Raw genomic sequence first — 26,123 nt, forward strand, 5'->3', positions numbered from 1 at the left:
ATAGAAACAGGGTTGACAAGTGGCTGTACAGCAAAAGATAAGGATCAAGCTCAAATCTTACGACCATAGTCTGGTTGACAAGTGGGCTTTAAGGATTATTGATGTGGTAAAGCAGACAGATGCTATCATCTTTGGTCCAATACCGCTGCCCACAAAATCGCACGTGTATACCGTAAACCGGTCGCCACATGTTGACAAGAAGTCGCGTGAGCAGTTTTCATTCTCCTCCCACAAGAGGCTGATTGAAATTATAAATCCGACATCCAGAACCATTGATATGCTGATGAAGCTTGAGCTTCCAAGCGGCGTTGATGTTGAAATTAAGTCTTAAAGAATTAGAAAAGCTAATTATATGGGTGCGATTCTTGGAAAGAAAATCGGCATGACCCGTTTATTCAATGATAAACGCGAAGCTGTATCCTGCACGATTATTGAGGCAGGTCCATGCTTTGTGACGCAGGTTAAGCGTGTTGATACAGATGGCTATGATGCTTATCAGGTTGGTATCGGTGAAAGAAGTGAGAAAAAGATCAACAAGCCTTTGCAGGGTCACTACAAAAAAGCAGGTGTAACCCCTGGTTTCAAGCTTACCGAGTTTGATTTTACCGAACTCAATCAGGAGCTTGAACTGGGCAGCCCTGTCAGTGTTGATTCCTTTACGGAAGGCGAGAAGGTCAATGTTCTCGGTGTTTCAAAAGGCAAAGGATTTGCCGGCGTTGTCAAGCGCTATAACTTTGGCGGCGGTTCCAGAACCCATGGTCAGTCAGACAGGCTCAGAGCACCGGGTTCTGTTGGTGGTTCATCTGATCCATCAAGGGTTTTCAAGGGTACCAGAATGGCCGGACGAATGGGATCGGATAATATTACCGTCAAGAATCTTGAAATTGTCAAGATTCTGCCGGAGTCCAATCTTATCGTCATCAAGGGATCTGTTCCCGGACCAAGAAACTCCTATGTCAAGATTGTTTCTATAAAAAAGTAAATGCTGAATGCTCGTAGCTATGGAACTTAAAGTCTTAAATACCGGCGGCACTGAAACCGGGGAAGTGGTAACGCTCCGTGACGATATATTCGGCGCTGAAGTATCTGAACATGCGATCTATCTCGATGTCAAGGCGATTCTTGCAAACAGGAGGCAGGGAACGCACAAGTCGAAAACCCGGGCTGAAGTACGGGGTGGCGGCAGAAAGCCGTTACGTCAGAAAGGTACCGGTAATGCTCGTCAGGGTTCTTCCCGTTCGCCACTCAACAGCGGCGGCGGTACCATCTTTGGACCAACCCCCCATGGATACGATCAGAAGGTCAACAAGAAGGTAAAGCTTCTTGCACGTCGTTCTGCATTGAGCGCCAAGGCAAAAGACGGAAAGATTGTTGTCGTTGAAGATTTCAAATTCGACCACATCAAAACAAAGCCGTTTGCACAGATACTGAAGAATCTCGGACTTGCCGAGAAAAAAACACTGCTCTTGACTCCGGAATACGATATGATTATCGCTCGCTCCGGCAGAAATATAGAGGTACTTAATATCATGACAGCCGACAAGGCTTCAACGTACGATATACTGCACAGTCAGACCGTACTGGTTCAGAAGGCCGCGTTGAAAACAATAGAAGACACTTTAGGGTAACCTGCAGTTTCCAGAAAAAGGAGTTAAAGAGATGAAAAACCCGTTGTTGCGTCCGTGGTTGACTGAAAAAAGTACTGGATTGACCGAGAAGAAAGGACAGTATGTATTTGTTGTCAAGCCGGATGCAGATAAAACAGATATCAAAATTGCGGTAGAACAGAAGTTTGGAGTAGACGTTAAATCAGTTCGCACGGTATACTGCCTTGGCAAGTCACGTCGTCAGAATACGCGCAAAGGCGTGGTTTCCGGCAAGAAGAGTGACTGGAAGAAGGCAATCATTACCCTTGCCAAGGGACAGTCGATCGATTATTACTCTGGTACAGCCCAGAAGAGCGAAGGATAGAAATCAATAAAAGGATAGATCATACATTCAAATGGCTATAAGGAAATTAGCGCCGGTCACGCCAGGGTCAAGGTTTATGTCATACCCTGCATTCGATGAAATCACAAAAAGCACGCCTGAAAAAAGCCTGCTTGTGCCCTTAAAGAAATCCGGTGGACGTAATGCTGCGGGACGCAAGACCTCAAGGCATAGAGGCGGCGGACATAAACGCCATTACAGGATTATCGATTTCAAACGCAACAAGGATGGCGTGCCTGCAACCGTTGCTGCTATTGAGTATGATCCGAATCGTTCATCAAGAATTGCATTATTGCATTACATTGATGGAGAAAAGCGTTATATTCTCGCCCCGAAAGGTTTGAATGTCGGTGACAAGGTGGAGAGCGGAGAGAAGGTCGAAATCAAGACCGGAAACACCATGCCGCTGAAAAACATCCCGCTTGGTACGGATATTCATAATATTGAGATGAAGGCTGGAAAGGGCGGTCAGATTGTTCGCTCGGCAGGTGGATTTGCCGTACTTGCAGCCCGTGAAGGCGATTATGTCACACTGAAGCTTCCTTCCGGTGAAATCCGCAAGCTCAGGGTTGAGTGTCGTGCAACCATTGGTGTGCTTGGAAATGCCGATCATGAGAACATTGTTCTCGGCAAGGCAGGAAGAAGCCGCTGGCTTGGAATTCGCCCGCAGACCAGAGGTATGGCTATGAACCCGGTCGATCATCCGATGGGTGGTGGTGAAGGAAAGTCGAAGTCGGGTGGTGGACGCAAGCATCCGAAGTCACCATGGGGTCAGCTTGCCAAGGGTCTCAAGACCAGAAACAAGAAGAAGGCTTCACAGAAATTGATTGTACGCGGCAGAAACGCCAAATAACTATAGGGGTTAATAACAACAAGCAGAGGAACTATGCCAAGATCACTTAAAAAGGGACCGTTCATTGATATAAAACTGGAAAAACGGATCCTTGACATGAACAGCAAGGGAGAAAAAAAGGTTGTCAAAACCTGGTCCAGAAGTACAATGATTTCGCCTGATTTTGTAGGTCACACGATTGCTGTACACAACGGCAAAAGTCATGTCCCGGTCTACGTTGGTGATAATATGGTAGGTCATAAGCTTGGAGAGTTTTCCCCGACAAGAACGTTTCGCGGCCATGCGGGTGGCGGTAAGGCTGAAAAAGGCGGCTCGGCTCCAAGGAAAAAATAAATTGAATAACGCGAAAGGGTAAAGATTATAATGGAAGCTAAAGCAATTTTACGGCACACGCCAACATCGCCAAGAAAGATGCGTCTTGTGGCTGGCCTCGTTCGTGGAAAGCAGGTCGATCTGGCAAAGGCTATACTGCTCAACTCAACAAAGTCGGCGTCACGCAATCTCATGCAGACGCTCAAATCAGCCGTTGCCAATTACGCGCAGCTGAATCCCGATGAGCGGGTCAGTGATCAGGAGCTATTCGTCAAGGCTATATTTGTTGATCAGGGAACGACACTGAAAAGAATGCTTCCTGCTCCTATGGGCCGGGCATACAGGATTCGCAAAAGATCGAATCATCTGACGATTGTCATTGATAAGGTTAAAAATCCAGTAACTAAATAAAATAAGGAGAGCGCATTGGGTCAGAAAGTTAATCCTACTGGATTCAGGCTTGGAATTATAAGGGACTGGACCTCACGCTGGTATGATGACAGCCCTGTTATATCTGAAAAGATCAAACAGGATCATGTTATCCGTAACTATGTTATTGCAAGACTGAAAAGAGAGAGAGCAGGTATTGCCCGTATCGTTATAGAGAGAACGACAAAGCATGTCAAGATCAATATCTATGCAGCCCGTCCGGGTGCAGTGGTTGGAAGAAAAGGCGAAGAGATCAATAATCTTTCACAGGAACTTAGCCGTATCACCGGTAAAGAGGTGAAAATTGATGTTGTTGAAGTCGTCAAGCCGGAGATCGAGGCACAGCTTATCGGCGACAACATTGCCTATCAGCTTGAAAACCGTGTCTCTTTCAGAAGGGCGATGAAACAGGCTATACAGCAGGCTATGCGTTCCGGAGCTGAAGGAGTCAGAATCCGTTGTGCAGGCCGTCTTGGCGGTGCTGAAATTGCCCGTGCAGAGCAGTACAAGGAAGGCAAGATTCCGCTCCATACTATTCGTGCCAATGTTGATTATGCAAGTGTCACTGCACATACCATTGCCGGTACTATCGGTATAAAGGTCTGGGTTTACAAAGGTGAGGTACTTGTTCAGCGTATTGATGCTATTGAAGAGGATGAGCTGAAGAGAATCAAGGAGAGACGCAATGATGCCGGTGCAAGAAATCGTGATGGCCGCAACAGCAAGCGCCGTCGTCGCACCAAGCGAGCATAATTACAAGTACCAACAAATCAGAAAACGAATGGAGTCGCCGGTATGTTAATGCCAAAGAGAGTCAAATATAGAAAGACAATGAGAGGCCGGATGAAGGGCAATTCCGGCAGAGGAACATTGGTAACTTTCGGTTCTTTCGGTTTAAAGGCTATTGAGTCAGCATGGATTACCAGCCGTCAGATTGAAGCTGCACGTGTGGCAATGACCAGATTCATGAAGAGGGATGGTAAAATCTGGATCAGAATTTTCCCGGATAAACCGGTAACCAAGAAAGCAGCTGAAACCCGAATGGGTTCCGGTAAAGGTTCGCCCGAGTTCTGGGTAGCGGTTGTCAAGCCAGGCAGAATCATGTTTGAAGCTGATGGTGTACCAAGAGAGGTAGCAACCGAGGCTTTCAGACTTGCAGCACAGAAATTGCCGATCAAGACGAAGTTCATTGTCCGTCCTGATTACGAAGATTAACCGAGCAACTAATTCGACAAGAGGGTTACATATTATGAAAAAGTATGAAATTGCGGCATTAGGCAAGCAGGAGCTGGTCGACCGGATCAAAGAGCTTGAAGACCGGGTCGCTGATATCAATTTTTATAAGGTTATTGAGCAGCCGCAGAATCCGATGGTTTTCCGCAATTCCAAGCGGGATATTGCGCGCATGAAAACCCGGCTTCATCAACTCGCAACCGCTGAAGCGGTCAAGGGTTGAGGGCAAGGCAAACCAAAAAACTGTTTACTTACATGGAAGAAAATAAAACAGGCAGTGCATCTATGGAACAGAATGCTGCGGTAAGGGGAAGAAAAAAGAGCTGGTTAGGCAAGGTTGTCAGTGACAAGATGGACAAGGCTATTGTCGTTGTTGTCGAGCGCAGGGTTCAGCATCCGGTTTACAAGAAATATTTCAAGAAAACCACCAGACTTATGGCTCATGATGAGAAGAATGAAGCTGGAATCGGTGATCTTGTAAAGGTTGTCGAGTGCCGTCCGCTCAGCAAGAGAAAGAGCTGCCGTTTGGTTGAGATTATCGAAAAAGCCAGGTAAGAGTCGATTTTTATACATTTAACAAAGTTTGAAACAGGATGATCCAGAAAGAAACAAATCTGGTTGTTGCCGATAACAGCGGAGCCAAGAAGGTTCGTTGCATTCATGTTTTCGGCGGAACCGGGAGGCGATATGCCTCATTGGGTGATCAGATTATCGTATCGGTCAAAGCAGCTGTACCTGGTGGTGTAGTTAAAAAGAAGGATGTCTGCAAGGCTGTTGTCGTACGCTGCGTCAAGGAACAGAGAAGAAAAGATGGATCGTATATCCGTTTTGACGAAAATGCTGTTGTTCTTCTCAATGCGCAGGGCGAGCCAAGAGGTACCCGTATTTTCGGACCGGTTGCAAGAGAGCTTCGCGACAGAAAGTATATGAAGATCGTTTCGCTGGCACCAGAGGTTCTCTGATGTGTCACAGGCGGGAGTAACTCAGTTGGTAGAGTCACAGCCTTCCAAGCTGTTGGTCGCGAGTTCGAGTCTCGTCTCCCGCTCAGGATTTTATGAATACAATCATATAAGTGAAAAATGAAAACAGGGATTAAAAAGGTTAAGCTGCATGTAAGAAAGAACGACACAGTCGTCGTTATCAGCGGCAACGATAAAGGAAAGAGCGGAAAGATTCTGAAAGTTTACCCGTTGAAAACCCGTGTGATTGTTGAAGGGGTAAATATCCGCAAGCGCCATACGCGTCCGACCCAGTCAAACCCGCAGGGTGCAATTATCGAACGCGAGTTTCCTATTCATGCTTCCAACGTGAAGAAAAGTTAAGTTTTCCACTAAAGACAGGATGACCAAGACCATCCTGGTAAACAGATAAAGAATACGATGGCCCAGAACAAAGAGACGACACCGGCAGGTTCTTCATTAGCAAGGCTTGAGACCTTCTATAAGGAAAAAGTGACACCAAAGCTTATCGAGCGCTTTGAGTACAAGAATGTAATGAGAGTGCCGAGGCTAAAAAAAATCTCAATCAACATCGGTGTTGGTGAAGCTGCTTCCGAGCCAAAGCTGCTCGAAATCGCCATTCAGGAGCTTGCCCAGATTACCGGACAGAAACCGCAGGTACGTAAATCGAGAAAAGCAATATCCAACTTCAAGCTTCGTGAAGGACAGGCTATCGGATGCCGTGTTACCCTTCGTCGTAAGGCCATGTATGAGTTCTTCGACCGTTTTGTCAGTCTTGCGGTTCCGAGGATCCGCGATTTCCGCGGTCTGAGCGATACCAGTTTTGATGGTCGTGGCAATTACACCATCGGTGTTCGCGAGCAGATTATTTTTCCGGAAATAGACATAGATAAAGTACCGAGAATATCCGGAATGGATATCAGCTTTGTCACTTCAGCAGCTTCAGACGAAGAGGCTTACGTGCTGCTTTCGGAACTTGGAATGCCATTCAAAAAGAAGAACAACTAAATAATTCAGAAATCAGATGGCCAAGAAAAGCGTTATAGCAAGGAACGAAAAAAGGAAAAGGCTTGTGGAGAAGTATGCTGTTCTTCGTGAAGAGCTGCTGAAAGCCGGTGATTACGAAGCTCTTCGCAAACTGCCGAGAGACAGTTCTGCTACGAGGGTTCGCAACCGTTGTGTGCTTACCGGCCGTGGAAGAGGTGTATATGAGAAGTATGGATTGTGCCGGCATATATTCCGCAAGTTCGCTCTTGAAGGAAAACTGCCGGGTGTTAAAAAAGCAAGCTGGTAAATCACCCGGACTGTTTTAAAAAGTAAGGTATTTGATCATTTTCGAAAGTAACCAACGTTAGCTATGCCTGTAACGGATTCTGTAGCAGATTATATCACCCGGATCAGAAATGCGGGGAGAGCAAAAAATAAAACGACCGATATCCCGTATTCGAAGCTTAGAGAGAATATCTCGCAACTGCTTCTTGAAAAAGGATACATCAAGAACTTCACGGTCATTACCGCTGAAAAGTTTCCTTTTATCCGTGTTGACCTGAAGTACACTGCTCAGGGTGATCCGGCTATCAAGGAAATTACGAGGGTCAGCAAGCCTGGGCGTCGTGTCTATGACGGAAAGGATATCAAAAAATATCTTGGCGGTCTTGGACTCTACATTCTTTCATCATCGAAAGGTGTTATAACTGATAAAGAGGCTCGTGTACAGGGTGTTGGTGGTGAAATCCTGTTCCGTATCTATTAATTCATAAGTCAAAGAGCATTAGAATACCATGTCAAGAATAGGAAAAATGCCAATACCCCTGAGCAATCAGGCGAAGATAGAGATCAGTGAGTCAAGCGTCAGGGTATCAGGACCAAAAGGTGCTCTTGAACAACAGCTTACCGATCAGGTTATCGTTACACAGGATGGCGGTATTGTTACAGTTCAGCGCATTGATGAGAGCAAGAAGGCCAAGGCACAGCATGGTCTTTATCGCCAGCTGATCAGCAACATGATCGATGGTGTGACCAAAGGCTTTACGAGGAAGCTTGAAATATCAGGTGTAGGATACCGTGCGGAACTGAAGAACGATCTTCTTGCTCTCACACTTGGCTATTCACACATGATCTATTTCAAGGCTCCTGACGAGATCAAAATTGAGGTGCCGGATCAGACAACCATTCTTATCAGTGGTATTGATAAAGCTCTTGTAGGTCAGATTGCTGCCAAGATCCGCTCATTCAGGAAGCCGGAGCCATATCGCGGCAAGGGTATCAAGTATGAAGGGGAAGTGATCCGCCGCAAGGAAGGAAAGGCTGCAGGCAAGTAAGGGTGGAATGAAGCGTTCAGGAATTTACGCAATAACATTATACAACGGTTCAAGAGAATGAGTCAAATCGATAAAGCCTCCCGGAGGCAGAAAATCAAGGACAGAAGCAGAAGCAGTGTCCAGGGATCACAGGCAAAGCCGAGACTTTGTGTCTACCGTAGCCTTTCCCAGATATACGCACAGCTGATTGATGATGTGAACGGCAAAACCCTGGTAGCCGCTTCGACCTTGTCGAAGGAGAACAAAGGGTTGCAGGGTTCCAAATCTGATCGCTGCCGCACAGTCGGAAAGCAGATCGGAGAGAAAGCTCTCGCAGCAGGAATAACAAATGTAGTATTTGACAGGAATGGTTTTCGTTATCACGGCAGGGTCAAGGCATTGGCTGATGGCGCGAGAGAAGCAGGACTGATCTTTTAAAAACTTTTCAAAGAGATAGGTAAATGGCGAAAACATCTGCTAAGAGTATCAGGCCCGGTGAGTTAAATCTGAAAGAGAAGCTGGTACATATCAACAGGACTGCAAAGGTTGTGAAGGGCGGTAAACGTTTCGGATTCAATGCTATTGTTGTCGTTGGCGATAAAGAGGGACATGTCGGCTACGGGCTTGGAAAAGCAAACGAAGTTCAGGATGCAATTGCAAAAGGTGTTGAGGATGGCAAGAAAAATGTCATCAAGGTGCCGATTGTCAAGGGAACAATTCCTCATCAGATCATTGCCAAGTACGGATCTGCCAAGGTACTTATGAAGCCGGCAACACCCGGTACCGGTCTTATTGCCGGTGGAGCAGTTAGAGCTGTTCTTGAAATGGCTGGTATCCATGATATTCTGACCAAATCGCTTGGTTCATCGAACCCCCACAACGTGGTTAAAGCAGCAATCCTGGGCTTGCAGAGTATATCTGATGCTTATGATGTTGGAGAGAGACGGTCAAAGAGCCTGAAAGAGGTTTTTGAAAGCTAAACGAAAGAGTGTGATCATGAGTGAGAAAAAAATAAAGATTACCCAGGTGCGCAGCATTATCGGTGGTACCAAAAAGCAGAAGGCTACCATCAAGGCACTTGGACTTGGCAGACCAAACTACCATGTAGACCGGCAGGATAATCCCTGCACAAGAGGACAGATCAGGGTTGTTCAGCACCTTGTGAAGGTTGAAGAAGTCTAAGATTTTACTAATAGCAAGTCGGGAATTGAAACCATGGATTTAAGCTCACTTCGTCCAGCAAAAGGTGGCGCTGTTAAAGCAACTAAACGTGTCGGCCGCGGTCAGGGTTCAGGTAATGGAACTACAGCGGGCAAAGGTAACAAGGGTCAGCAGGCCAGAAGCGGCTACAAAAGACCGATTATGGAGGGTGGACAGGTACCTGTCTATCGCAGGCTTCCTAAATTCGGCTTCACACCGATAGACAGAAAGCCGGTCAGTACGGTCAATATTGCCCAGATCAATAAATGGATTGAAGACGGACTCATCGAAAAAGAGATTACCGTCCTTGATCTCAAGGCACTTCTTCATGCCAGCAACGCAGATTATTTCAAGGTTCTCGGAAATGGGGAACTGACCAGTGCTGTTACTATCACTGCACATGCTTTCAGTAAAAGTGCAGAGGAAAAAATAACGGCCGCCGGTGGTAAAGCGGTAAAAGCATTCCGTACCCTTGAAGAGGCATCAAAAGTCAGGGATCTTTCGGTAGAAGATGCCCTCTTGAAACCAAAGGCTAAGCTGGTCAAGAGAGCCAAAAAATCCACAAAGCCCTGAATCTGTTAAAAGGCCGCTATGAAGCTTACTGAAAGTATAAGCAACATAAATAAAATCCCTGAACTTCGTCAGAGGATCCTTTATACGCTTCTTCTGTTATTTGTTTACAGGCTTGGATCTCACATTACTATTCCCGGTGTAGATGCGTCTGCAGTATCAGGCGCATCACAAGCCCACTCCAACGATCTCTTCGGACTCTTTGATCTCTTTGTAGGCGGTGCATTCGCAAGGGCATCGATCTTCTCTCTGGGCATCATGCCCTACATTTCAGCATCGATTATTGTTCAGCTGCTTGGTGCGGTTACCCCTTATTTTCAGAAACTGCAGAAAGAGGGAGAGGATGGCCGCCAGAAAATCAGCCAGATGACAAGATACGGTACGGTTCTGATTGCAGCACTTCAGTCATGGGGTGTAAGTGTGAGCCTCTCCAGTCCATCATCATTCGGCAAGATTGTTGTGCCGGATCCCGGTGTTTTCTTTACCATAACGGCGGTGATTCTTCTTACATCAGCAACGGTTTTTGTGATGTGGCTCGGTGAGAAGATTACTGAACGCGGTATTGGTAACGGCATATCGCTCATTATCATGATCGGTATTCTTGCAAGATTTCCACAAGCGCTTGTTGCCGAGTTCCGTTCGGTATCGCTCGGGAGCAAGAACTGGATTATAGAGATCATCATTCTTGCCATGATGGCCGCCATCGTGGCTTTTGTCGTTGTCCTTACCGTCGGAACCCGGCGCATTCCTGTTCAGCATGCAAAGCGTGTTGTCGGGCGCAAGGTTTATGGCGGCAGTACCCAGTATATACCCATGAGGATCAATACCGCCGGAGTCATGCCGATCATTTTCGCCCAGTCGATTATGTTCCTGCCCGGAACCTTTGTCTCTTTCTTTCCTGACAGTGAGGTCATGCAGAAAATTGCCACGGTATTTGCCTATGATTCCTGGTGGTATGCGCTGATGTTCGGTACCATGATTGTTTTCTTTACCTATTTTTATACAGCGATAGCGTTCAACCCCAAGGAGGTTGCCGATACCATGCGTCGCCAAGGTGGTTTCATTCCCGGTGTACGGCCCGGAAAAGGCACGGCTGAGTTTATAGATAATATCCTCACCCGTATTACACTGCCTGGTGCCATATCGCTTGCAATTATCGCTATTCTTCCGACTTTTCTGACAAAGTTCGGTAACGTGACACCCGGATTCGCACAGTTTTTCGGCGGTACAAGTCTTCTCATCATCGTTGGTGTCGGACTTGATACTCTCCAGCAGGTTGAAAGCCATCTGCTCATGCGCCATTATGACGGCTTCATGAAGTCGGGTAAAACCCGCGGACGACAGGGCAGGTAAGCCTGGATATACGATATGATCACGATTAAAAGCGAGCGCGAAATTGAGTTGATGCGAGAGTCCGGAGCCCTTGTGGCAAAAGCTCTTGATCTTCTTGAGCAGGAAATACAGCCGGGCATGACCACCAAGCAGCTTGATGCTATGGCGGAGGAGTTTATCAGGGACCATAATGGCGTGCCAAGCTTTCTCAATTATGCTCCGAAAGGCGATCCCGATGTGACTCCCTATCCGGCAACGCTTTGTGTATCGATCAATGAAGAGGTTGTTCACGGAGTCCCAAGCCAGAAGCGTGTCGTAAGGGAGGGTGATATTGTCTCGGTTGACTGTGGTGCCTATAAGGGTGGCTATCACGGAGATGCCGCAAGAACATTTGTGCTTGGTGTTATTGACGAGAAGGTACAGCAGCTTGTTGATGTTACCAGGGAGTGTCTTGAACGGGGGATTGCCATGGCAGTAACCGGTAATCGCCTGCATGACATCTCATCAGCTATTGAGGATTATGCCCGTTCATTCGGGTTCAGTGTGATAGAGAATATGGTCGGGCACGGCATTGGCAGTGAATTGCATGAGGATCCGGCTGTACCGAATTATGGAAAGAAGCATACAGGAGTGCCGCTTCGTGAAGGCATGACGCTTGCCATTGAACCGATGATCGCCCTCGGCCGCTCACGCAAAGCTGTCAGCCGCAGGGGTGGATGGGTTGCTGTGACAGAGGATGGAAAGCACGCTGCACATTTTGAACATACGATAGTTGTCAGGCCGGGAAAAGCAGAAGTGCTGACCCGCACTTTTCTCAATACTGAAGAGGCTTGAGGCAAAAAACAGAACAGAACAAAGGAGAGAATAATTTGGCCAAGGAAGAAGCAATAGAGATTGAAGGCGTAATTCTGGAAGCGCTTCCAAATGCGCAGTTCAAGGTAAAGCTTGAAAACAGTCTTGAAGTCCTGGCGCATGTTTCCGGAAAAATCAGGATGCACTATATCAGGATTCTGCCCGGTGACAAGGTGAAAGTACAGATATCTCCATACGATATATCAAAAGGACGGATCACCTATCGATACAAATAAGTGTCGAAATAAGTGATCTTGATCTTGATTCTTTGATCATTATTATTTACATTACATGCCTTTTCAGATTTCGGACTATTCGGATTAATTATTGTATTTCGGATTTATTATGAAAATATATTCTTCTATTAAGAAACGTTGCGAGCACTGCCGCATTATCAAGCGCAAAGGTAAGAGATTTGTGATTTGCAAAGTGAATCCAAGCCATAAGCAGCGCCAGGGTTGATCTTCAGAAAAACAATAGAACTTTAAAGAGCATATGAGGATAGCTGGGGTAAATTTGCCGTTAAACAAACATGCGGTTATCGCTTTAACGCACGTTTATGGTATAGGGAGAGTGTCAGCGGAGAACATTTTGCAGAGAGCAGGAATTGCTCCTGACCGCAAGATCTCTGAGCTGAATGATGAAGAAGCGCATGCGATAAGAGAAATTATTGCTGAGAGTTACAAGGTAGAAGGGCAGGCTCGCGGTGAGCAGCAGCTCGCTGTAAAGCGCCTTATGGATATCGGTTGTTACCGTGGTCTGCGTCATCGTCGTTCGCTGCCTGTTCGCGGTCAGAGAACGTCCACAAATGCAAGGACCAGAAAAGGTAAGCGCAAGACCGTTGCCGGCAAGAAAAAGGCGGCCAAGAAGTAGTAGAGTTCAGGCAATAAATCTTCGAGACTAAAGAATGTAAGTTCATGGCTACAATAAGCAGGAAGAAAAAGAAAGTCAAGGTTACCCCGGAAGGTGCTGTACACATCAAGGCATCTTTTAATAATATTATGGTAACCATTACCGATCTTCAGGGCAACACCGTTTCCTGGTCGAGTGCCGGTAAGAACGGGTTCAAAGGGTCAAAAAAGAATACCCCTTATGCATCCCAGATTACATCGGAAGCCGCAGCAAAGGAAGCTTATGACCTTGGTATGAGGCATGTCAATGTCTTTATCAAAGGCCCTGGTGCCGGACGTGATGCAGCGATCAGAGCGTTACAGGGAGCAGGTCTTGATGTGCGTACCATCAAGGATATCACTCCGCTTCCTCATAATGGATGTCGGCCTCCCAAACGCAGAAGGGTCTGATTTTATATATTCATAGAATTTCAATGAAGCAATTGATATGGCAAGATTCAGAGGTTCGATAACAAAAGTATCACGCAGGTTGGGAGTAGCACTTACACCCAAGGCTGAAAAATATCTCGAAAGACGTCCGTTTCCTCCCGGACAGCACGGTCAGTCCCGGAAAGGGAAAGTATCCGAGTATGCTCTGCAGCTTAGAGAAAAGCAGAAGATGAAGTATATTTACGGAATTCTTGAGAAGCAGTTCCGCAACTACTTCATGAAGGCTGCATCGCAGAGAGGTGTAACCGGTGATAACCTTGTCAAGCTTATTGAAAGACGTTTTGATAATGTTGTATTCCGCAGCGGATTTGCTCCTTCCCGAGCAGGTGCGCGTCAGCTTGTGACACATGGCCATCTTTTGATTAACGGCAAGAAGGTGAACATACCATCCTATCTTGTCTCGCCCGGCGATTTGATTGAATTCCGTCAGAGAAGCAAGAACATGGATGCCGTAACGGATTCGCTCAACAAAGCACCGGAGTCACGTATTCCAACATGGATACAGGTAGACAAGGCTAATCAGAAGTCGGTGTTCCTGAGCATACCAGAGAGAGTGGAAATACAGGAGCCCTATAACGAGCAGTTGGTGGTAGAGCTGTATTCCAAGTGATTTTAACGAATTCAAAGGTATAAATACTATGATATACCAGATGCAGATGCCTGCAAAAATAGAGGTTGACGAAGCCAATCATACTGACAGTTTCGGCAGGTTCATCGCTCAGCCGCTCGAGCGCGGTTACGGCGTTACCCTTGGGAACGTTATGAGACGGGTTCTGCTTGCCTCACTTCCGGGAACTGCAATAACAGGTCTGAAAATAGATGGCGTTTTTCATGAGTTTGCCGCAGTTGATGGCGTTCGCGAGGATGTTCCGGAAATTGTGCTGAATCTCAAGAGGGTTCGTTTCAAGTCCACCTGTAAAAGAAACTGCAAGACCACGCTGGCCATTGTCGGTCCAAAGGAGTTTACGGCCGGTGATATTATTGCGCAGGAAGGCGAGTTTGAGGTGCTGAACAAGGATATGCATATTGCTACGGTCAATGCCGGCGCAACCCTGAAAATCGACCTTTATGTAGGACGTGGACGTGGTTATGTACCTGCAGAGGAGAACAGACCCGAAGGAATGCCTATTGGATATATTGCTATTGATGCCATTTACACTCCGATCAGAAATGTCAGGTTTACCGTTGAGAATACCCGTGTAGGCCAGCGTACTGATTATGAGAAGATGATTCTTGATGTTGAAACCGATGGCTCCGTAACCCCTGATGACTCTATCAGTCTTGCCGGAAAGATCATCACCGATCACGTAACCTTCTTTGCGAATTTCTCCCCAACCGAGGAGGAGTTTACCGAAGAGGAGTTCAAACAGCAGGATGATGAGTTTGAGACCATGCGCAGACTGCTGCACACCAAGATCGAAGACCTTGACCTTTCGGTACGTTCACATAACTGCCTGAGGCTTGCTGAAATCGATACCATCGGCGATCTGGTTTCACGCAAGGAGGATGAGTTGCTCAACTACAAGAACTTCGGCAAGAAATCCCTGACGGAACTGAAGGAGCAGCTTGAAAAGTTTGACCTGAAATTTGGTATGGATATTACCAAGTATCAGATGAAGTAGAAAAGTACAGTTACCGATTTTTAGAAATATTGAGAACAGATACAAGTCATGCGTAAAGTTAAGCCGGCAAGAAAACTCGGAAGAACCGCTGCCCATAGAAAGGCAACGCTCAGCAACCTGTCGACACAGCTGTTCCTCCACAAGCGTATTGAGACGACTGAGGCAAAGGCAAAGGAGTTGCGCCGCGTAGCAGAAAAGCTCATTACCAAAGCTCGTGTTGGTACCGTTCATGCACAGCGCGAAATCTTCAAGGATATCCGCGACAAGCAGGTAATAAGAATTCTTTTCGAAGAGATTGTTGCCAAAGTCGGCACTCGTAACGGAGGATATACAAGGGTTATCAAACTTGCTCCCCGTTTTGGTGATGCAGCAAAAATGGCCGTTATTGAGCTTGTTGATTATGTGGAAGCCTATCCCGCAGCGCCAAAAGCAGGCAAGCAGGATCGTGCAAAACGTGTTAAAGGCTCCAAGAAGACAGAAGAAACAGCAGCAGCAGCAACAGCCTGACAGAGGTCTGACTGCACCGACCTGTTTTGAAAATATAGTAGTCATTGCCTGACAGATAGACGCTATCTCCGGGCAATGACTATTTGTTTTTCCGAGAAAAAGGAGCTGACAGCGCTTATCGGGTGCAGCTCTACAGTCAACGGCAATCCGTTGTTTTTTTCTCTCGACTCGATTGCTTTGGAAATTTCCCTGTCGAGGTTTCCGCCCTTCAGGCAGATAAGAGTACCATCGGGCTTCAACAATCTTGCTGCATACCGGCAAAGCTGCTCAAGAGGGGCAACCTGTCTTGAGAGTACGGTATCGAACACCACCCCTTTTAGCTCCTCCACCCTGGTATGCATCGCTATGGCATTTGTAATGCCAAGCTCCTTGATCATAGCCTGGCAGGCTGTGATTTTTTTACCTGTTGCGTCAACAAGCAGAAATCGGGTATCGGGAAATGCAATGGAGAGCGGTATTCCCGGCAGTCCCCCTCCTGTACCGAGATCAAGAACTCTCTCCTCCTTTCTGAACGAGTGATAGCTGCTTATCAGAATCGAATGAAAGATATGTTTGATGATGACCGGCGAATCCTCCTTGCGGCTGATCAGGTTTACCTTAAGGTTCCACTCTTCGAGGAGGTGGCCGTAATGCACCAGCTTTTCAAGCTTTTCGGTGTCAAGTTCTATTGAGTGTTCTGCACATAATGCCTGCAGTGTTGTTAACTCATCATGCAATTGTTCCATCAGGGTAATCCTTCTGTTCATTGGTTTACCCCCAAAAAACGACATTTTAGGATGAATGACAAATGAGACTTGACTTTCACCCGTTCACAGCAATCCATTTGCCTGTAAATAATCGTAAATTTCATAAACAGCTCAACGGTGAGCACCGCAATAGTAACACGACAGGAAATCAGGATCCATGAAAGACGGTTCAACTCATCATGTTTTTGCCTTGATAATGGCCGGGGGAGCAGGCAGGAATCTGTGGCCTGTTTCGAGAAAAAAAATTCCAAAGCAGTTTCTTGATCTTTTTGATGAAGGGACCATGATTGCCCAAACGGTCAAGAGGATACGGCGTTCAGTAAGGGATGAGAATATTCTGGTTATAACGGGAGAAAACGGTCGTAAGCTGCTTTTGGATACGCCATGCGGGATATTGCCTGAAAATATCATTGTTGAGCCTTCAAGCCGCAACACAGCCCCGTGTATAGCTCTCGGAACCGCCCACATAAAAAAAAGGGATCCCGATGCCATTACCGTTGTACTCCCTTCCGATCATCTTGTACTCGATGAAGATGCATTTATAACCATTGTTGATGCAGGCATCGAGATGGCGCGGGAAAAAAATGCTCTTGTTACGATTGGCATAAACGCCGACAGGCCTGAAACGGTCTACGGCTATATTCAGGCCGATGAGGAGCTGCCGCTTCCGGCTGCATTATCGGGGGGATATGATTTCAGGTTCTTCAAGGTAAAGGCGTTTGCGGAAAAACCGGACTATACGACAGCGGTTCATTTTCTGGAAAGCAGGGATTTTTTCTGGAACAGCGGGGTCTTTATCTGGCATATCGATGCCATTGCTCTGGCATTTGAACGTTCAATGCCTGATCTCCACAAGGATCTGCTCAATATTTATCATCATCTTGGCACTTCTGAAGAGAAGAAAGTGATAGAGGATGTCTACTCCTGGATACACCCTGTTTCAATAGATGTGGGAGTTATGGAGAAGGCTGAAGAGGTTTTAATGCTGACCGGTGAGTTTGGCTGGACCGACCTTGGCTCCTGGGATGAGGTGATGAAGGTTGCGGGGAGTCGCGCATTGCTTGGTGAAGTCAACTCCGGCAAAAGTCTGGTGCAGATAGATTGTGAGAATATCTATGTCAGAAAACCTGCGGGCAAGATTGTCTGTACCATAGGTGTCAGTGACGTTATTATTATAGATACAGAGGATGCACTGCTGGTCTGCAACAAAGGGCTCTCTCATCGTGTAGAAGAGGTAGCCGATGTGCTGAGGAGGGAGGGGCTGCAGCAATACCTTTGAAGAATGGACGCGGTGGACTTTATGGTAAGATGAATAAATTCTGATTCAATCGTCATCTGCTTCATCTCCCCAATCGCCCCGTTCTTTCGTTCCAGGTCAGCAGTTTGTTCATTCAACTCATTTTGCTGACCAGGTAGCGCCTTCCCTGGTATCCTTTATTTCGATTCCCGCTTCAAGCAGACGGTCGCGCAGCTTGTCACTGAGCGCGAAATCCTTGTTCTTTCGGGCTTCTGCCCGAAGCTCAAGAATGAGAGCCATAACACCATCAAGTGCTTTGCCCGTTTCTTCACTCTGTTTATCACCGGACCTGCCCGCGGGCTGCAGGATTCCGAGAACCTCCGTTCCCGCCATATCCAGAAATTTCCCGGCTTCCTCTCTTGCGGTTTCCGATACGCCTTCACTCCGGTCAAGAGCCGTATTGAGTGCTTTTGCACAATCAAAGAGAACCGAAACGGCAATCGGCGTATTGAAATCATCATTCATCGCTTCGTTAAAGCGGACCAGATAAGGCTCAACAGCAAACATACCGCTTCCGGAGTTTGTTTCCATGAGCCGCCGGTAGGTCTCATGCAGCTTTTCGAGGCCGGTTTGCGAAGCACGGATTGCAACGTCCGAGAAGTCGAGCGGTGAGCGATAATGCGACTGCAGGATGAAGAATCTGATGACAATCGGATCGAAGGTTGAAAAGAGCTCCTTCAGGTTGACAGAATTTTTCAGGGATTTACCCATTTTAATTCCGTTGACCGTTACCATGTTGTTGTGCATCCAGAACCTGACGTAGGGTTTGCCGGTGACAGATTCAGCCTGGGCTATTTCACACTCATGGTGTGGAAACTTGTTTTCCATCCCGCCACCGTGAATGTCAATCGTTTCGCCGAGGTACTTCATCGACATGGCCGAACACTCAAGGTGCCAGCCGGGATAACCGGTACCCCAGGGGGATCGCCACTTCATCAGATGGTTCTCTTCGGCTTTTTTCCAGAGCGCAAAATCAGATGTGTGCCGTTTTTCAGAGCGCACTTCCACCCGGTTGCCGGACTGCTGCGCTTCCATGTCGGTTCGTCCCGATAATCGGCCGTATCCGGGAAACGACTCTACGGAAAAGTAGACGTTGCCGTTGACCTCATAGGCGTGACCGGTTTCCACCAGTCGCTCAATCAGTGCAATCTGTTCCGGAATATGGGCGGTCGCAGCCGGAGCAATGTTGGGCCGGAGAATGCTGAGCCGATCCATATCCTCATAGAAACTGCGGGTATAGAACTGCGCGATCTCCATGGGGTCGGTTTTTTCCAGCCGGGCCTGCTTCATGATCTTGTCTTCACCCTCATCGGCATCATCGGTCAGGTGACCAACATCGGTGATGTTCTGTACATATTTTACCTGATACCCGCAGTGACGCAGCCATCGTACGACTACGTCAAACGAGACGTAGCTTTTTGCATGACCAAGGTGGGAGTGGCCATAGACGGTTGGTCCGCATACATAGATGCTGACAAATCCGGGGTGCAGGGGTTCAAACTGCTCTTTGGTTCTGCTGAGGGAGTTGTATATGAAGAGTGACATCTTCTCTCTTTCCTTCCTTTTTGAGGATGAGCACCGCTCTAAATTTATGATGTACTGCGACTGCTTCGTTCTTCCGGCAGGCCGGCAAAGAAACTTTCATCTCCCGAAACTATCGGGCATCACGACGATTTATAGAGGAGCCCTGATGTAATACGTAAAAAGCCGGATGAAAGTTAAACATTTGGGTTTTTAACGCAAGGTTTTTAGCTTCCTTTTTGTTGCTCTTTTTTATGGGCACCCCTTTTGACTGCTCTTTTTGTATGAAGATTACCAGTGCTGCCTTTCACATCAGTGTTTCCGCTCTTTCCGGACTGCCGGAAGAATCCACTCCTGAAATTGTTTTTGCGGGCCGATCCAATGTAGGAAAATCGACCCTTCTCAACTCGCTTACCGGGCTGAAAGCTCTTACCAAAACCAGCTCAACACCGGGAAAAACAAGACTGATCAACTATTTTCTGATCAACCAGGAGTTTTATTTCGTTGATCTTCCGGGATATGGGTATGCGGCCGTCGGCCAGGAACAGAAAGCAGCCTGGGGTCATCTGCTCTCATCATATATTGAAGAACGCCAAAGCATTTCGCTGGTTGTGCTGCTTTTCGATTCCCGTCATCCGGCCATGGAGTCTGACCGGGCAATGATCAATTTTCTTGAGTTTCATGAGCGGCCTTATGGTATTGTGCTGACCAAGTTTGACAAGCTGACGCAAAAGGAGATGGCAAAGACCAGGCGGATTATGGAAAGTTGCGCGGCCAAAGCCAAATTTATTGTAAATTATTCATCTTTTTCCGGAAAGGGGAAGAGCGAGCTGCTTGCTCATTTAGATCATTATATCCGTTAAAACCAATCGACGTGGAACCAAATCAATTCATTACACCTTCCCGGTCTGCAACCGTCATAGTCGGCACACAGTTCGGTGATGAGGGCAAGGGAAAACTTGTAGACTACCTTTCAGACAAGTATGATATCGTTGTCCGTTATCAGGGTGGAGCGAATGCCGGCCATACCATCTGTTTCGATAATAAAACAGTTGTTCTGCATTTGATCCCCTCCGGCATTTTTAACGAAGGGTGTGTCTGTGTTATCGGTAACGGTGTCGTTATTGACCCTGTTGCGCTGCTTGAAGAGATTAAAAAAGTCGAGGAGCTTGGTTTCACCGTTAAAGGGAGGCTGTTTATCAGTCACAATGCCCACCTGATCATGCCTTACCATAAACTGCTTGATTCATTGCACGAAACCGCCCAGGGCGACCAGAAGATCGGTACGACCGGTCGTGGAATCGGACCAAGTTATGAGGACAAGTTTGCCCGAAAAGGCATCAGGGTTGTTGATCTGCTTAACCCGCAGGTGCTTGAGGAGAAGATTCGGGAGAACCTTGCCGCCAAGAACAAGGTGTTCAAAAATATCTATGAAAAGGAGGAGGTTGATGTTGAGGAGATGGTGCGCGAGTATCAGGAGTTCGACAAGATTATCGACCCCTATGTTACCAATACCCAGTTCTACCTGAACCGTCAGCTCAGGGAGGGAAAAACGGTTCTGCTTGAAGGTGCCCAAGGGTGCCTGCTCGATGTGGATCACGGAACCTATCCCTATGTGACCTCCTCGAACCCCACATCCGGTGGCGCCTGTACCGGATCCGGCATCGCTCCGAACTATATCGGCAAGGTGATTGGGATCAGCAAGGCATATATGACCAGAGTCGGCAACGGTGCATTCCCCTCCGAACTTGAGGATGAAACCGGCGAACTGCTCGGCAGTATCGGGCACGAGTTTGGTGCCACGACAGGACGAAAGCGCAGATGCGGCTGGATTGATCTTGTTGCCCTGCGCTACTCGCTTACCGTTAATGGCGTTACTGAAATTGCGCTTACCAAGCTCGATGTACTTGACACTTTTGACGAAGTCAAGGTGTGTACCTCCTATATGCTCGACGGCAGAGAGATCCATGATTTTCCGACCGATCATCCCACACTTTCAAGAGTCAAACCGGTATTTACCACTATGAAAGGGTGGAAAGCCTCGAATGCGCATGCCCGCACCTTTTCCGATATGCAGCCGGAAGCGCAAAACTATGTCACCTTCCTTGAGCGTGAACTTCAGCTTCCGGTTACCTTTATTTCGGTTGGACCCGGCCGTAACGAGACTGTTTTCAGATAACATTCAGAACTGTTTGTCATGGCCTTGATGGATATTGCCGTTATTCCCCTTGACAGCAGGGAGGGGAGCCTGAGCGGCTTTGTCGCCGGCCTTCAGGAGCTTCTGGCTGAAAGCGGCTGCAGCTTCAGGCTGCATGATATGGGGACCACGGTTGAAGGACCGGCACCACTCCTGTTTGATCTGGCTCAGAAGCTCCATGAGTATTCGTTCAGCAAAGGAGGAAGGCGGGTCTACACGGTTATTAAAATTGATGACCGCCGGGATCGGGCCGTTCGTCTTGGTGAGAAAACCGCTTCCGTGAAAGCAAAAATAGCCTCAGAGAGGGCGTTGGATGAGTAGGGGGATTACCGAAAATATTTTATCTTCAATTTCTTTAAGTTTTACCGTTGTAACGCCTTTTTACGCCCTCTGAAGGCGGTGTTACCAGCGGCCAGTAACAATCAGGAGGAGATACTTCATGATGCAGGTTCCCGGTGATGTTCAGATAATCAAGGAAGATAACGTTACACACAGTTTTTGCGGCCTGGCCTGTGTCGGTTGGATGTATCAAAAGATCAAGGACAGCTTTTTTCTCATTCTCGGTACACATACCTGCGCCCATTTTCTGCAGAATGCTCTCGGCATGATGATCTTTGCCAAACCCCGTTTTGGCATTGCCCTTCTTGAGGAGGGTGATCTCTCCAAGAGTGAGCCTACCCTTGAGGAGATTCTCCGTGAAATAAAGGCCGATCATCACCCTTCAGTGATCTTTCTGCTCTCGTCATGTACACCCGAGGTTATGAAGGTCGATTTCAAGGGTCTTGCCCACCATCTCAGCACTCCGGACGTTCCGGTGCTCTTTGTTCCTGCCAGCGGTCTGGTCTATAACTTTACCCAGGCGGAGGATTCGGTGCTTCATGCACTGGTACCGTTCTGCCCTGAAGCACCCGCCGGAGAGAAAAAGGTTGTCTTTCTCGGATCAGTCAACGATGCCACCGCCGATGACCTCAGGGCTGAGGCCGAAGAGCTTGGTATTGCTGTAGGAGGTTTTCTTCCTGAATCCCGTTTTGACAGGATGCCGGCGATTGGACCTGATACCGTACTGGCTCCGATCCAGCCATACCTTTCAAGGGTTGCCGTCAAGCTTGCCCGTGAGCGGGGTGCCCGAGTCCTTAACTCGCTTTTCCCCTTCGGGCCTGACGGAACCAGAGTCTTCTGGGAGGATCTCGCCCGGGAATTCGGTATCACCATCGATCTTCGTGACCGCGAAAAAGCCGCATGGGAGAAGATTCGCAAACAGACCGATCTGCTCAAGGGCAAGAAGGTATTTCTGACTGCGGATACCATGCTGGAGCTGCCGCTGGGCCGTTTCCTGAAAAATGCCGGAGCTGACGTTGTGGAGTGCAGCAGTGCCTACATCAACAAGAAATTTCATTCACGTGAGCTTGAGGCGCTTGAAGGCGTCCGCGTGGTCGAACAGCCGAACTTTCATCGACAGCTTGTGGATGTCAAACGCATCAAGCCGGACCTGATTGTTACCTCCCTGATGACCGCCAACCCGTTTGTTGGTCATGGATTTGTTGTGAAGTGGAGTATGGAGTTCATGCTGACCTCTATTCATAGCTGGTCGGGTGTCTTTCCTCTGGCCAATTTGTTTGTATCACCGCTCCAGCGCCGAAGCTTGCTGCCGGCGTTTGACGAGGAGGTGTGGCTTGAAGGGGTCATGCCGAGCGCTGAATAATTCACTGAAGGAAAATGCAATAACAAACGTTTTACAAGTATGCGCTTAGCTTTCTGGCTCTACGAGGGCACAGCCCTTCACGGTATCAGCCGGGTGACCAACAGTATGAAAGGGGTTCACACCGTCTATCATGCTCCCCAGGGAGATGATTACATCACGGCAACCTACACCATGCTTGAACGGACACCGGCATTTCCGGGCCTCTCAATCAGCGTTGTCCGCGGACGGGATCTGGCCCAGGGAGTATCCCGGCTTCCTTCAACACTGCAGCAGGTTGAGCACCACTATCATCCCGATCTTACCGTCATTGCTCCGAGCTGCAGTACCGCACTGCTCCAGGAGGATCTCAACCAGCTGGCGCTGCACTCCGGCGTACCGGAGGAGAAGCTGCTGGTCTATGCCCTCAACCCCTTCAGGGTCTCGGAAAATGAGGCGGCTGACGGACTCTTTACCGCGCTGGTCAAGCGTTATGCTGCACCGCAGGAAAAAACCGCAGCTCCTTCAGTGAACCTGCTCGGTTTTACCTCGCTTGGATTTCACCTGCGAGCCAACCTCACCTCTCTTCGCCGGATGCTCCAGACCCTTGGTGTTACGGTCAACGTTGTTGCTCCCTGGGGTGCAGGAATTGACGATCTCGGCAAGCTGCCTGCGGCATGGCTCAATATTGCCCCTTACCGTGAAATCGGTACCACGGCGGCCGGATATCTTGCCGACAAATTTGCCATGCCGGCGATCTATGAGGCACCTATCGGCGTTGAACCTACCCTGAAATGGCTCCGCTCCGTGATTGAACAGCTCAACAGGGTTGGTGCTGAACGTGGTGCTGCTCCCATTACGATGCCGAAGCTCCACAACTTTTCACTTGACGGCATCAATGCTCCGAGTGGAGTTCCCTGGTTTGCAAGAACCGCTGATATGGAGAGTTTCAGCAACAAACGGGCCTTTGTTTTCGGCGACGCAACGCATACGGTCGGTATTGTCAAGTTTCTGAAAGATGAACTCGGCATGAAGATTATCGGTGCAGGCACCTATCTGGAACAGCATGCCGACTGGGTACGCAAAGAGCTTGAAGGGTACCTTCCCGGTGAACTTATGGTGACCGACAAGTTTCAGGATGTCTCGAAAGTGATTGATGAGGAGATGCCCGATCTGGTCTGCGGTACCCAGATGGAGCGCCACGCATGTCGCAAGCTTGATGTCCCCTGTATGGTGATCTGTCCCCCGACCCATATTGAAAATCATCTGCTCGGTTACTATCCCTTCTTCGGTTTTGACGGCTCTGATGTTATTGCCGACAGAGTCTATCTCTCTTGCAAACTCGGCCTTGAAAAGCATCTTATCGACTTTTTCGGTGATGCAGGCCTTGAATATGAGGAGAGTTCCGCCTCCGGTGAGCCGCATGCAGCTGCAACTTCTCTCTCTTCCGGCAACGGTCATACGGCACATGGTGTTACGGCTCCAGCGGAACCGGGTTCCGGTGAGGGTGATATGATCTGGAGTGACGATGCTGAAACCATGCTGAAAAAAGTTCCGTTTTTTGTCCGCAAGAAGGTCAGAAAGAACACCGAGACCTTTGCCCGCGAAAACGGCGCAACAGAGGTCTCCGTAGAGGTTTTCCGTCAGGCAAAGGAGTCCCTTGGCGGGTAAGGTTTAACTATCAATCATTTTCTCTGATATCATTATGAGTTTAGTATTAGCGGTATATGGCAAGGGCGGTATTGGAAAAAGCACCACCAGTGCCAACATTTCGGCGGCACTTGCCCTGAAAGGCGCCAAGGTTCTTCAGATAGGCTGTGATCCGAAACATGACAGCACATTCCCCATTACCGGGAAGCTGCAGAAAACCGTTATCGAGGCTCTTGAAGAGGTTGATTTTCATCACGAGGAGCTGAGTGCGGAGGATATCATTGAGACCGGTTTTGCCGGTATTGACTGTCTTGAAGCCGGAGGTCCTCCTGCCGGAAGCGGATGCGGCGGATACGTTGTCGGTGAATCCGTTACCCTGCTCCAGGAGCTCGGCCTGTATGACAAGTACGATGTGATCCTCTTTGATGTGCTTGGCGACGTTGTTTGCGGCGGCTTCAGCGCCCCCCTGAACTATGCCGACTATGCCATCATCATTGCCACCAACGACTTCGACAGCATCTTTGCTGCCAATCGCCTCTGTATGGCCATCCAGCAGAAGAGTGCCCGCTACAAGGTGAAGCTGGCAGGTATCGTTGCCAACCGTGTTGACTATACCACTGGCGGCGGCACCAACATGCTCGACCAGTTTGCCGAGAAGGTCGGAACAAGGCTTCTTGCCAAAGTGCCCTACCACGAACTGATCCGCAAGAGCCGGTTTGCCGGAAAAACCATGTTTGCCATGGATGACACCCCCGACAAACCCGAGTGCCTCAAGCCATACAACGAAATTGCCGATTTCCTCATCCAGGAGAATCCGGTTGCCGCAGTACCGGTACCGATCGGTGACCGTGAAATATTCGCTATGGTTGGCGGCTGGCAGTAAGCTTTTCAGGACATTATTTCACAAAAAGGCAGCTTTCCGGCTGCCTTTTTGCGTTCAAGGGGAAAGTTGTTGAAGATTTATAGGACCTATAGGTCTTATGGGTCCCATAGGACTTATAGGAAATACTTGAAAATTTCGCTTTATCTTGTGATATTGGTTGATCACACAAGCGAAAAATTTATGAAAGATTCATCGAAATCGTTCATTCTCCCTCACGGCAACTATCGGGCACTTCTCTCTTACCAGAAAGCGGAGGTGATCTACGATATTACCTTTCGCTTCTCTCAGCGCTTCCTTGCTCGTGGTGATCGTACCATAGATCAGATGGTGCAGGCTGCACGCTCGGGCAAGCAGAATATTGTTGAGGGATGCAAGGCTTCAGGAACCTCCAAAGAGACGGAGATCAAACTGACGAATGTTGCCAGAGCAAGCCTTGATGAGCTGCTCGAAGATTATAAGGATTTTCTCAGGGTGCGCGATTTTACCGTATGGGATAAAGATTCCAAAGAAGCCCATTACGTCAGAAAACTTGGCAGCAAGGCAAATGTCAGCTATGAAGTTTATCGGGAGTTCATTGAAACCCGCCCTGCAGAAGTGATTGCCAATATCGCTATTTGCCTGATTCATCAGGCAAACTACCTGCTTGACCGGCA

Annotated in this window: 40 protein-coding genes and 1 tRNA gene (1 of these 41 running past the window's edge); 39 read left to right on the top strand and 2 right to left on the bottom strand. The window is 48.1% G+C overall.

What is annotated here, in order from left to right:
- The first annotated feature begins 19 nt into the window (after positions 1-19).
- The 31 genes from rpsJ to rplQ all read left to right on the top strand — a co-directional run bounded on the left by rpsJ (position 20) and on the right by rplQ (position 15,498).
- Positions 20-331: a 30S ribosomal protein S10 gene (gene rpsJ, locus BOO20_RS12290; protein WP_012507117.1), complete on the top strand. Its 312-nt coding sequence runs from the start codon at positions 20-22 to the stop codon at positions 329-331.
- A gap of 21 nt (positions 332-352) precedes the next feature.
- Positions 353-982: a 50S ribosomal protein L3 gene (rplC, locus tag BOO20_RS12295; RefSeq protein WP_076793006.1), complete on the top strand. Its 630-nt coding sequence runs from the start codon at positions 353-355 to the stop codon at positions 980-982.
- A gap of 19 nt (positions 983-1,001) precedes the next feature.
- Positions 1,002-1,628, top strand: a complete 627-nt coding sequence (gene rplD, locus BOO20_RS12300; RefSeq protein ID WP_076793007.1) for a 50S ribosomal protein L4 — start codon at positions 1,002-1,004, stop codon at positions 1,626-1,628.
- Positions 1,629-1,659: 31 nt separating this feature from the next.
- Positions 1,660-1,971 (top strand): 50S ribosomal protein L23, encoded by a 312-nt coding sequence (rplW, locus tag BOO20_RS12305; protein ID WP_076793009.1) that lies wholly within the window; start codon positions 1,660-1,662, stop codon positions 1,969-1,971.
- A 31-nt stretch (positions 1,972-2,002) separates the two neighbouring features.
- The gene (gene rplB, locus BOO20_RS12310; RefSeq protein ID WP_076793011.1) at positions 2,003-2,842 is read left to right on the top strand and encodes a 50S ribosomal protein L2; all 840 of its coding nucleotides are present in this window, start codon (positions 2,003-2,005) and stop codon (positions 2,840-2,842) included.
- A 33-nt stretch (positions 2,843-2,875) separates the two neighbouring features.
- Positions 2,876-3,175 carry a 30S ribosomal protein S19 gene (rpsS, locus tag BOO20_RS12315; protein ID WP_076793013.1) on the top strand — a complete coding sequence of 100 codons (300 nt, stop codon included), beginning with the start codon at positions 2,876-2,878 and terminating at the stop codon, positions 3,173-3,175.
- Between the two features lie 30 nt (positions 3,176-3,205).
- Positions 3,206-3,565 (top strand): 50S ribosomal protein L22, encoded by a 360-nt coding sequence (gene rplV / locus BOO20_RS12320; protein ID WP_076793015.1) that lies wholly within the window; start codon positions 3,206-3,208, stop codon positions 3,563-3,565.
- Between the two features lie 15 nt (positions 3,566-3,580).
- Positions 3,581-4,336 (top strand): 30S ribosomal protein S3, encoded by a 756-nt coding sequence (rpsC, locus tag BOO20_RS12325; protein ID WP_006366557.1) that lies wholly within the window; start codon positions 3,581-3,583, stop codon positions 4,334-4,336.
- Positions 4,337-4,378: 42 nt separating this feature from the next.
- Positions 4,379-4,798 carry a 50S ribosomal protein L16 gene (gene rplP, locus BOO20_RS12330; protein ID WP_006366558.1) on the top strand — a complete coding sequence of 140 codons (420 nt, stop codon included), beginning with the start codon at positions 4,379-4,381 and terminating at the stop codon, positions 4,796-4,798.
- 34 nt (positions 4,799-4,832) lie between these two features.
- Complete coding sequence (gene rpmC / locus BOO20_RS12335; protein WP_006366559.1) at positions 4,833-5,039, top strand: 50S ribosomal protein L29; 207 nt, start codon at positions 4,833-4,835, stop codon at positions 5,037-5,039.
- A 32-nt stretch (positions 5,040-5,071) separates the two neighbouring features.
- On the top strand, positions 5,072-5,371 hold the full coding sequence (gene rpsQ, locus BOO20_RS12340) for a 30S ribosomal protein S17 (RefSeq protein ID WP_233120986.1): 300 nt from the start codon (positions 5,072-5,074) through the stop codon (positions 5,369-5,371).
- Positions 5,372-5,409: 38 nt separating this feature from the next.
- Positions 5,410-5,778 carry a 50S ribosomal protein L14 gene (gene rplN, locus BOO20_RS12345; RefSeq protein WP_006366561.1) on the top strand — a complete coding sequence of 123 codons (369 nt, stop codon included), beginning with the start codon at positions 5,410-5,412 and terminating at the stop codon, positions 5,776-5,778.
- 10 nt (positions 5,779-5,788) lie between these two features.
- A tRNA-Gly gene (locus BOO20_RS12350) sits at positions 5,789-5,861 on the top strand.
- A gap of 34 nt (positions 5,862-5,895) precedes the next feature.
- Positions 5,896-6,138 (top strand): 50S ribosomal protein L24, encoded by a 243-nt coding sequence (gene rplX, locus BOO20_RS12355; RefSeq protein ID WP_006366562.1) that lies wholly within the window; start codon positions 5,896-5,898, stop codon positions 6,136-6,138.
- A 57-nt stretch (positions 6,139-6,195) separates the two neighbouring features.
- Positions 6,196-6,783, top strand: coding sequence for a 50S ribosomal protein L5 (gene rplE / locus BOO20_RS12360; RefSeq protein WP_076793017.1), 588 nt, complete (start codon positions 6,196-6,198; stop codon positions 6,781-6,783).
- 16 nt (positions 6,784-6,799) lie between these two features.
- Positions 6,800-7,069, top strand: a complete 270-nt coding sequence (gene rpsN / locus BOO20_RS12365; protein ID WP_076793019.1) for a 30S ribosomal protein S14 — start codon at positions 6,800-6,802, stop codon at positions 7,067-7,069.
- Positions 7,070-7,132: 63 nt separating this feature from the next.
- Positions 7,133-7,528, top strand: coding sequence for a 30S ribosomal protein S8 (gene rpsH / locus BOO20_RS12370; RefSeq protein WP_006366565.1), 396 nt, complete (start codon positions 7,133-7,135; stop codon positions 7,526-7,528).
- A 28-nt stretch (positions 7,529-7,556) separates the two neighbouring features.
- On the top strand, positions 7,557-8,096 hold the full coding sequence (gene rplF / locus BOO20_RS12375; RefSeq protein WP_006366566.1) for a 50S ribosomal protein L6: 540 nt from the start codon (positions 7,557-7,559) through the stop codon (positions 8,094-8,096).
- A 57-nt stretch (positions 8,097-8,153) separates the two neighbouring features.
- A complete protein-coding gene (rplR, locus tag BOO20_RS12380) occupies positions 8,154-8,513 on the top strand; it encodes a 50S ribosomal protein L18 (protein WP_076793020.1) in 360 nt (119 codons plus the stop codon).
- Positions 8,514-8,536: 23 nt separating this feature from the next.
- The gene (gene rpsE, locus BOO20_RS12385; RefSeq protein WP_006366568.1) at positions 8,537-9,055 is read left to right on the top strand and encodes a 30S ribosomal protein S5; all 519 of its coding nucleotides are present in this window, start codon (positions 8,537-8,539) and stop codon (positions 9,053-9,055) included.
- A gap of 16 nt (positions 9,056-9,071) precedes the next feature.
- The gene (gene rpmD / locus BOO20_RS12390) at positions 9,072-9,257 is read left to right on the top strand and encodes a 50S ribosomal protein L30 (protein WP_006366569.1); all 186 of its coding nucleotides are present in this window, start codon (positions 9,072-9,074) and stop codon (positions 9,255-9,257) included.
- A 33-nt stretch (positions 9,258-9,290) separates the two neighbouring features.
- Positions 9,291-9,848 carry a 50S ribosomal protein L15 gene (rplO, locus tag BOO20_RS12395; protein WP_076793022.1) on the top strand — a complete coding sequence of 186 codons (558 nt, stop codon included), beginning with the start codon at positions 9,291-9,293 and terminating at the stop codon, positions 9,846-9,848.
- Positions 9,849-9,866: 18 nt separating this feature from the next.
- Complete coding sequence (secY, locus tag BOO20_RS12400) at positions 9,867-11,198, top strand: preprotein translocase subunit SecY (protein WP_076793024.1); 1,332 nt, start codon at positions 9,867-9,869, stop codon at positions 11,196-11,198.
- Between the two features lie 15 nt (positions 11,199-11,213).
- Entirely contained in the window at positions 11,214-12,011 is a 798-nt protein-coding gene (map, locus tag BOO20_RS12405; protein WP_076793025.1) for a type I methionyl aminopeptidase, read from the top strand.
- A gap of 35 nt (positions 12,012-12,046) precedes the next feature.
- On the top strand, positions 12,047-12,265 hold the full coding sequence (gene infA / locus BOO20_RS12410) for a translation initiation factor IF-1 (protein WP_006366573.1): 219 nt from the start codon (positions 12,047-12,049) through the stop codon (positions 12,263-12,265).
- A gap of 109 nt (positions 12,266-12,374) precedes the next feature.
- Positions 12,375-12,491 carry a 50S ribosomal protein L36 gene (gene rpmJ / locus BOO20_RS12415; RefSeq protein ID WP_010933819.1) on the top strand — a complete coding sequence of 39 codons (117 nt, stop codon included), beginning with the start codon at positions 12,375-12,377 and terminating at the stop codon, positions 12,489-12,491.
- 33 nt (positions 12,492-12,524) lie between these two features.
- Complete coding sequence (gene rpsM / locus BOO20_RS12420) at positions 12,525-12,902, top strand: 30S ribosomal protein S13 (RefSeq protein ID WP_006366574.1); 378 nt, start codon at positions 12,525-12,527, stop codon at positions 12,900-12,902.
- Positions 12,903-12,946: 44 nt separating this feature from the next.
- The gene (gene rpsK, locus BOO20_RS12425; protein WP_006366575.1) at positions 12,947-13,330 is read left to right on the top strand and encodes a 30S ribosomal protein S11; all 384 of its coding nucleotides are present in this window, start codon (positions 12,947-12,949) and stop codon (positions 13,328-13,330) included.
- Between the two features lie 37 nt (positions 13,331-13,367).
- Complete coding sequence (rpsD, locus tag BOO20_RS12430) at positions 13,368-13,979, top strand: 30S ribosomal protein S4 (RefSeq protein ID WP_076793027.1); 612 nt, start codon at positions 13,368-13,370, stop codon at positions 13,977-13,979.
- Between the two features lie 28 nt (positions 13,980-14,007).
- The gene (locus BOO20_RS12435; RefSeq protein ID WP_006366578.1) at positions 14,008-14,991 is read left to right on the top strand and encodes a DNA-directed RNA polymerase subunit alpha; all 984 of its coding nucleotides are present in this window, start codon (positions 14,008-14,010) and stop codon (positions 14,989-14,991) included.
- A gap of 48 nt (positions 14,992-15,039) precedes the next feature.
- Positions 15,040-15,498 (top strand): 50S ribosomal protein L17, encoded by a 459-nt coding sequence (rplQ, locus tag BOO20_RS12440; RefSeq protein ID WP_006366579.1) that lies wholly within the window; start codon positions 15,040-15,042, stop codon positions 15,496-15,498.
- Positions 15,499-15,560: 62 nt separating this feature from the next.
- Here the strand turns inward: rplQ and rsmG are convergent, their stop codons facing one another.
- A complete protein-coding gene (gene rsmG / locus BOO20_RS12445; RefSeq protein WP_083694701.1) occupies positions 15,561-16,244 on the bottom strand; it encodes a 16S rRNA (guanine(527)-N(7))-methyltransferase RsmG in 684 nt (227 codons plus the stop codon).
- Positions 16,245-16,401: 157 nt separating this feature from the next.
- On the opposite strand from rsmG, the gene BOO20_RS12450 reads away from it, so the two are divergent.
- Positions 16,402-17,523: a mannose-1-phosphate guanylyltransferase gene (locus tag BOO20_RS12450; RefSeq protein WP_076793030.1), complete on the top strand. Its 1,122-nt coding sequence runs from the start codon at positions 16,402-16,404 to the stop codon at positions 17,521-17,523.
- Between the two features lie 117 nt (positions 17,524-17,640).
- Here BOO20_RS12450 and cysS read toward each other — a convergent pair whose 3' ends face one another.
- Entirely contained in the window at positions 17,641-19,086 is a 1,446-nt protein-coding gene (cysS, locus tag BOO20_RS12455) for a cysteine--tRNA ligase (RefSeq protein ID WP_076793031.1), read from the bottom strand.
- A 260-nt stretch (positions 19,087-19,346) separates the two neighbouring features.
- On the opposite strand from cysS, the gene yihA reads away from it, so the two are divergent.
- The 7 genes from yihA to BOO20_RS12490 all read left to right on the top strand — a co-directional run.
- Positions 19,347-19,925, top strand: coding sequence for a ribosome biogenesis GTP-binding protein YihA/YsxC (gene yihA, locus BOO20_RS12460; protein WP_076793055.1), 579 nt, complete (start codon positions 19,347-19,349; stop codon positions 19,923-19,925).
- A gap of 11 nt (positions 19,926-19,936) precedes the next feature.
- A complete protein-coding gene (locus BOO20_RS12465) occupies positions 19,937-21,241 on the top strand; it encodes an adenylosuccinate synthase (protein WP_076793033.1) in 1,305 nt (434 codons plus the stop codon).
- Between the two features lie 18 nt (positions 21,242-21,259).
- Positions 21,260-21,580, top strand: coding sequence for an MTH1187 family thiamine-binding protein (locus tag BOO20_RS12470; protein WP_006366585.1), 321 nt, complete (start codon positions 21,260-21,262; stop codon positions 21,578-21,580).
- 118 nt (positions 21,581-21,698) lie between these two features.
- Positions 21,699-22,961 (top strand): ferredoxin:protochlorophyllide reductase (ATP-dependent) subunit N, encoded by a 1,263-nt coding sequence (bchN, locus tag BOO20_RS12475; protein WP_076793034.1) that lies wholly within the window; start codon positions 21,699-21,701, stop codon positions 22,959-22,961.
- Between the two features lie 39 nt (positions 22,962-23,000).
- Entirely contained in the window at positions 23,001-24,608 is a 1,608-nt protein-coding gene (locus BOO20_RS12480; RefSeq protein ID WP_076793036.1) for a ferredoxin:protochlorophyllide reductase (ATP-dependent) subunit B, read from the top strand.
- Positions 24,609-24,642: 34 nt separating this feature from the next.
- Complete coding sequence (bchL, locus tag BOO20_RS12485; protein WP_006366588.1) at positions 24,643-25,470, top strand: ferredoxin:protochlorophyllide reductase (ATP-dependent) iron-sulfur ATP-binding protein; 828 nt, start codon at positions 24,643-24,645, stop codon at positions 25,468-25,470.
- 180 nt (positions 25,471-25,650) lie between these two features.
- Positions 25,651-26,123, top strand: the 5' portion of a protein-coding gene (locus BOO20_RS12490) for a four helix bundle suffix domain-containing protein (protein ID WP_076793037.1). Its footprint extends 112 nt past the window's final position; 473 of the gene's 585 nt are visible here — the first part of the coding sequence; the start codon lies at positions 25,651-25,653; the stop codon falls past the right edge of the window.

The organism is Chlorobium sp. KB01, assembly GCF_001975465.1.
In the GTDB taxonomy this organism is placed as follows: domain Bacteria; phylum Bacteroidota; class Chlorobiia; order Chlorobiales; family Chlorobiaceae; genus Chlorobium.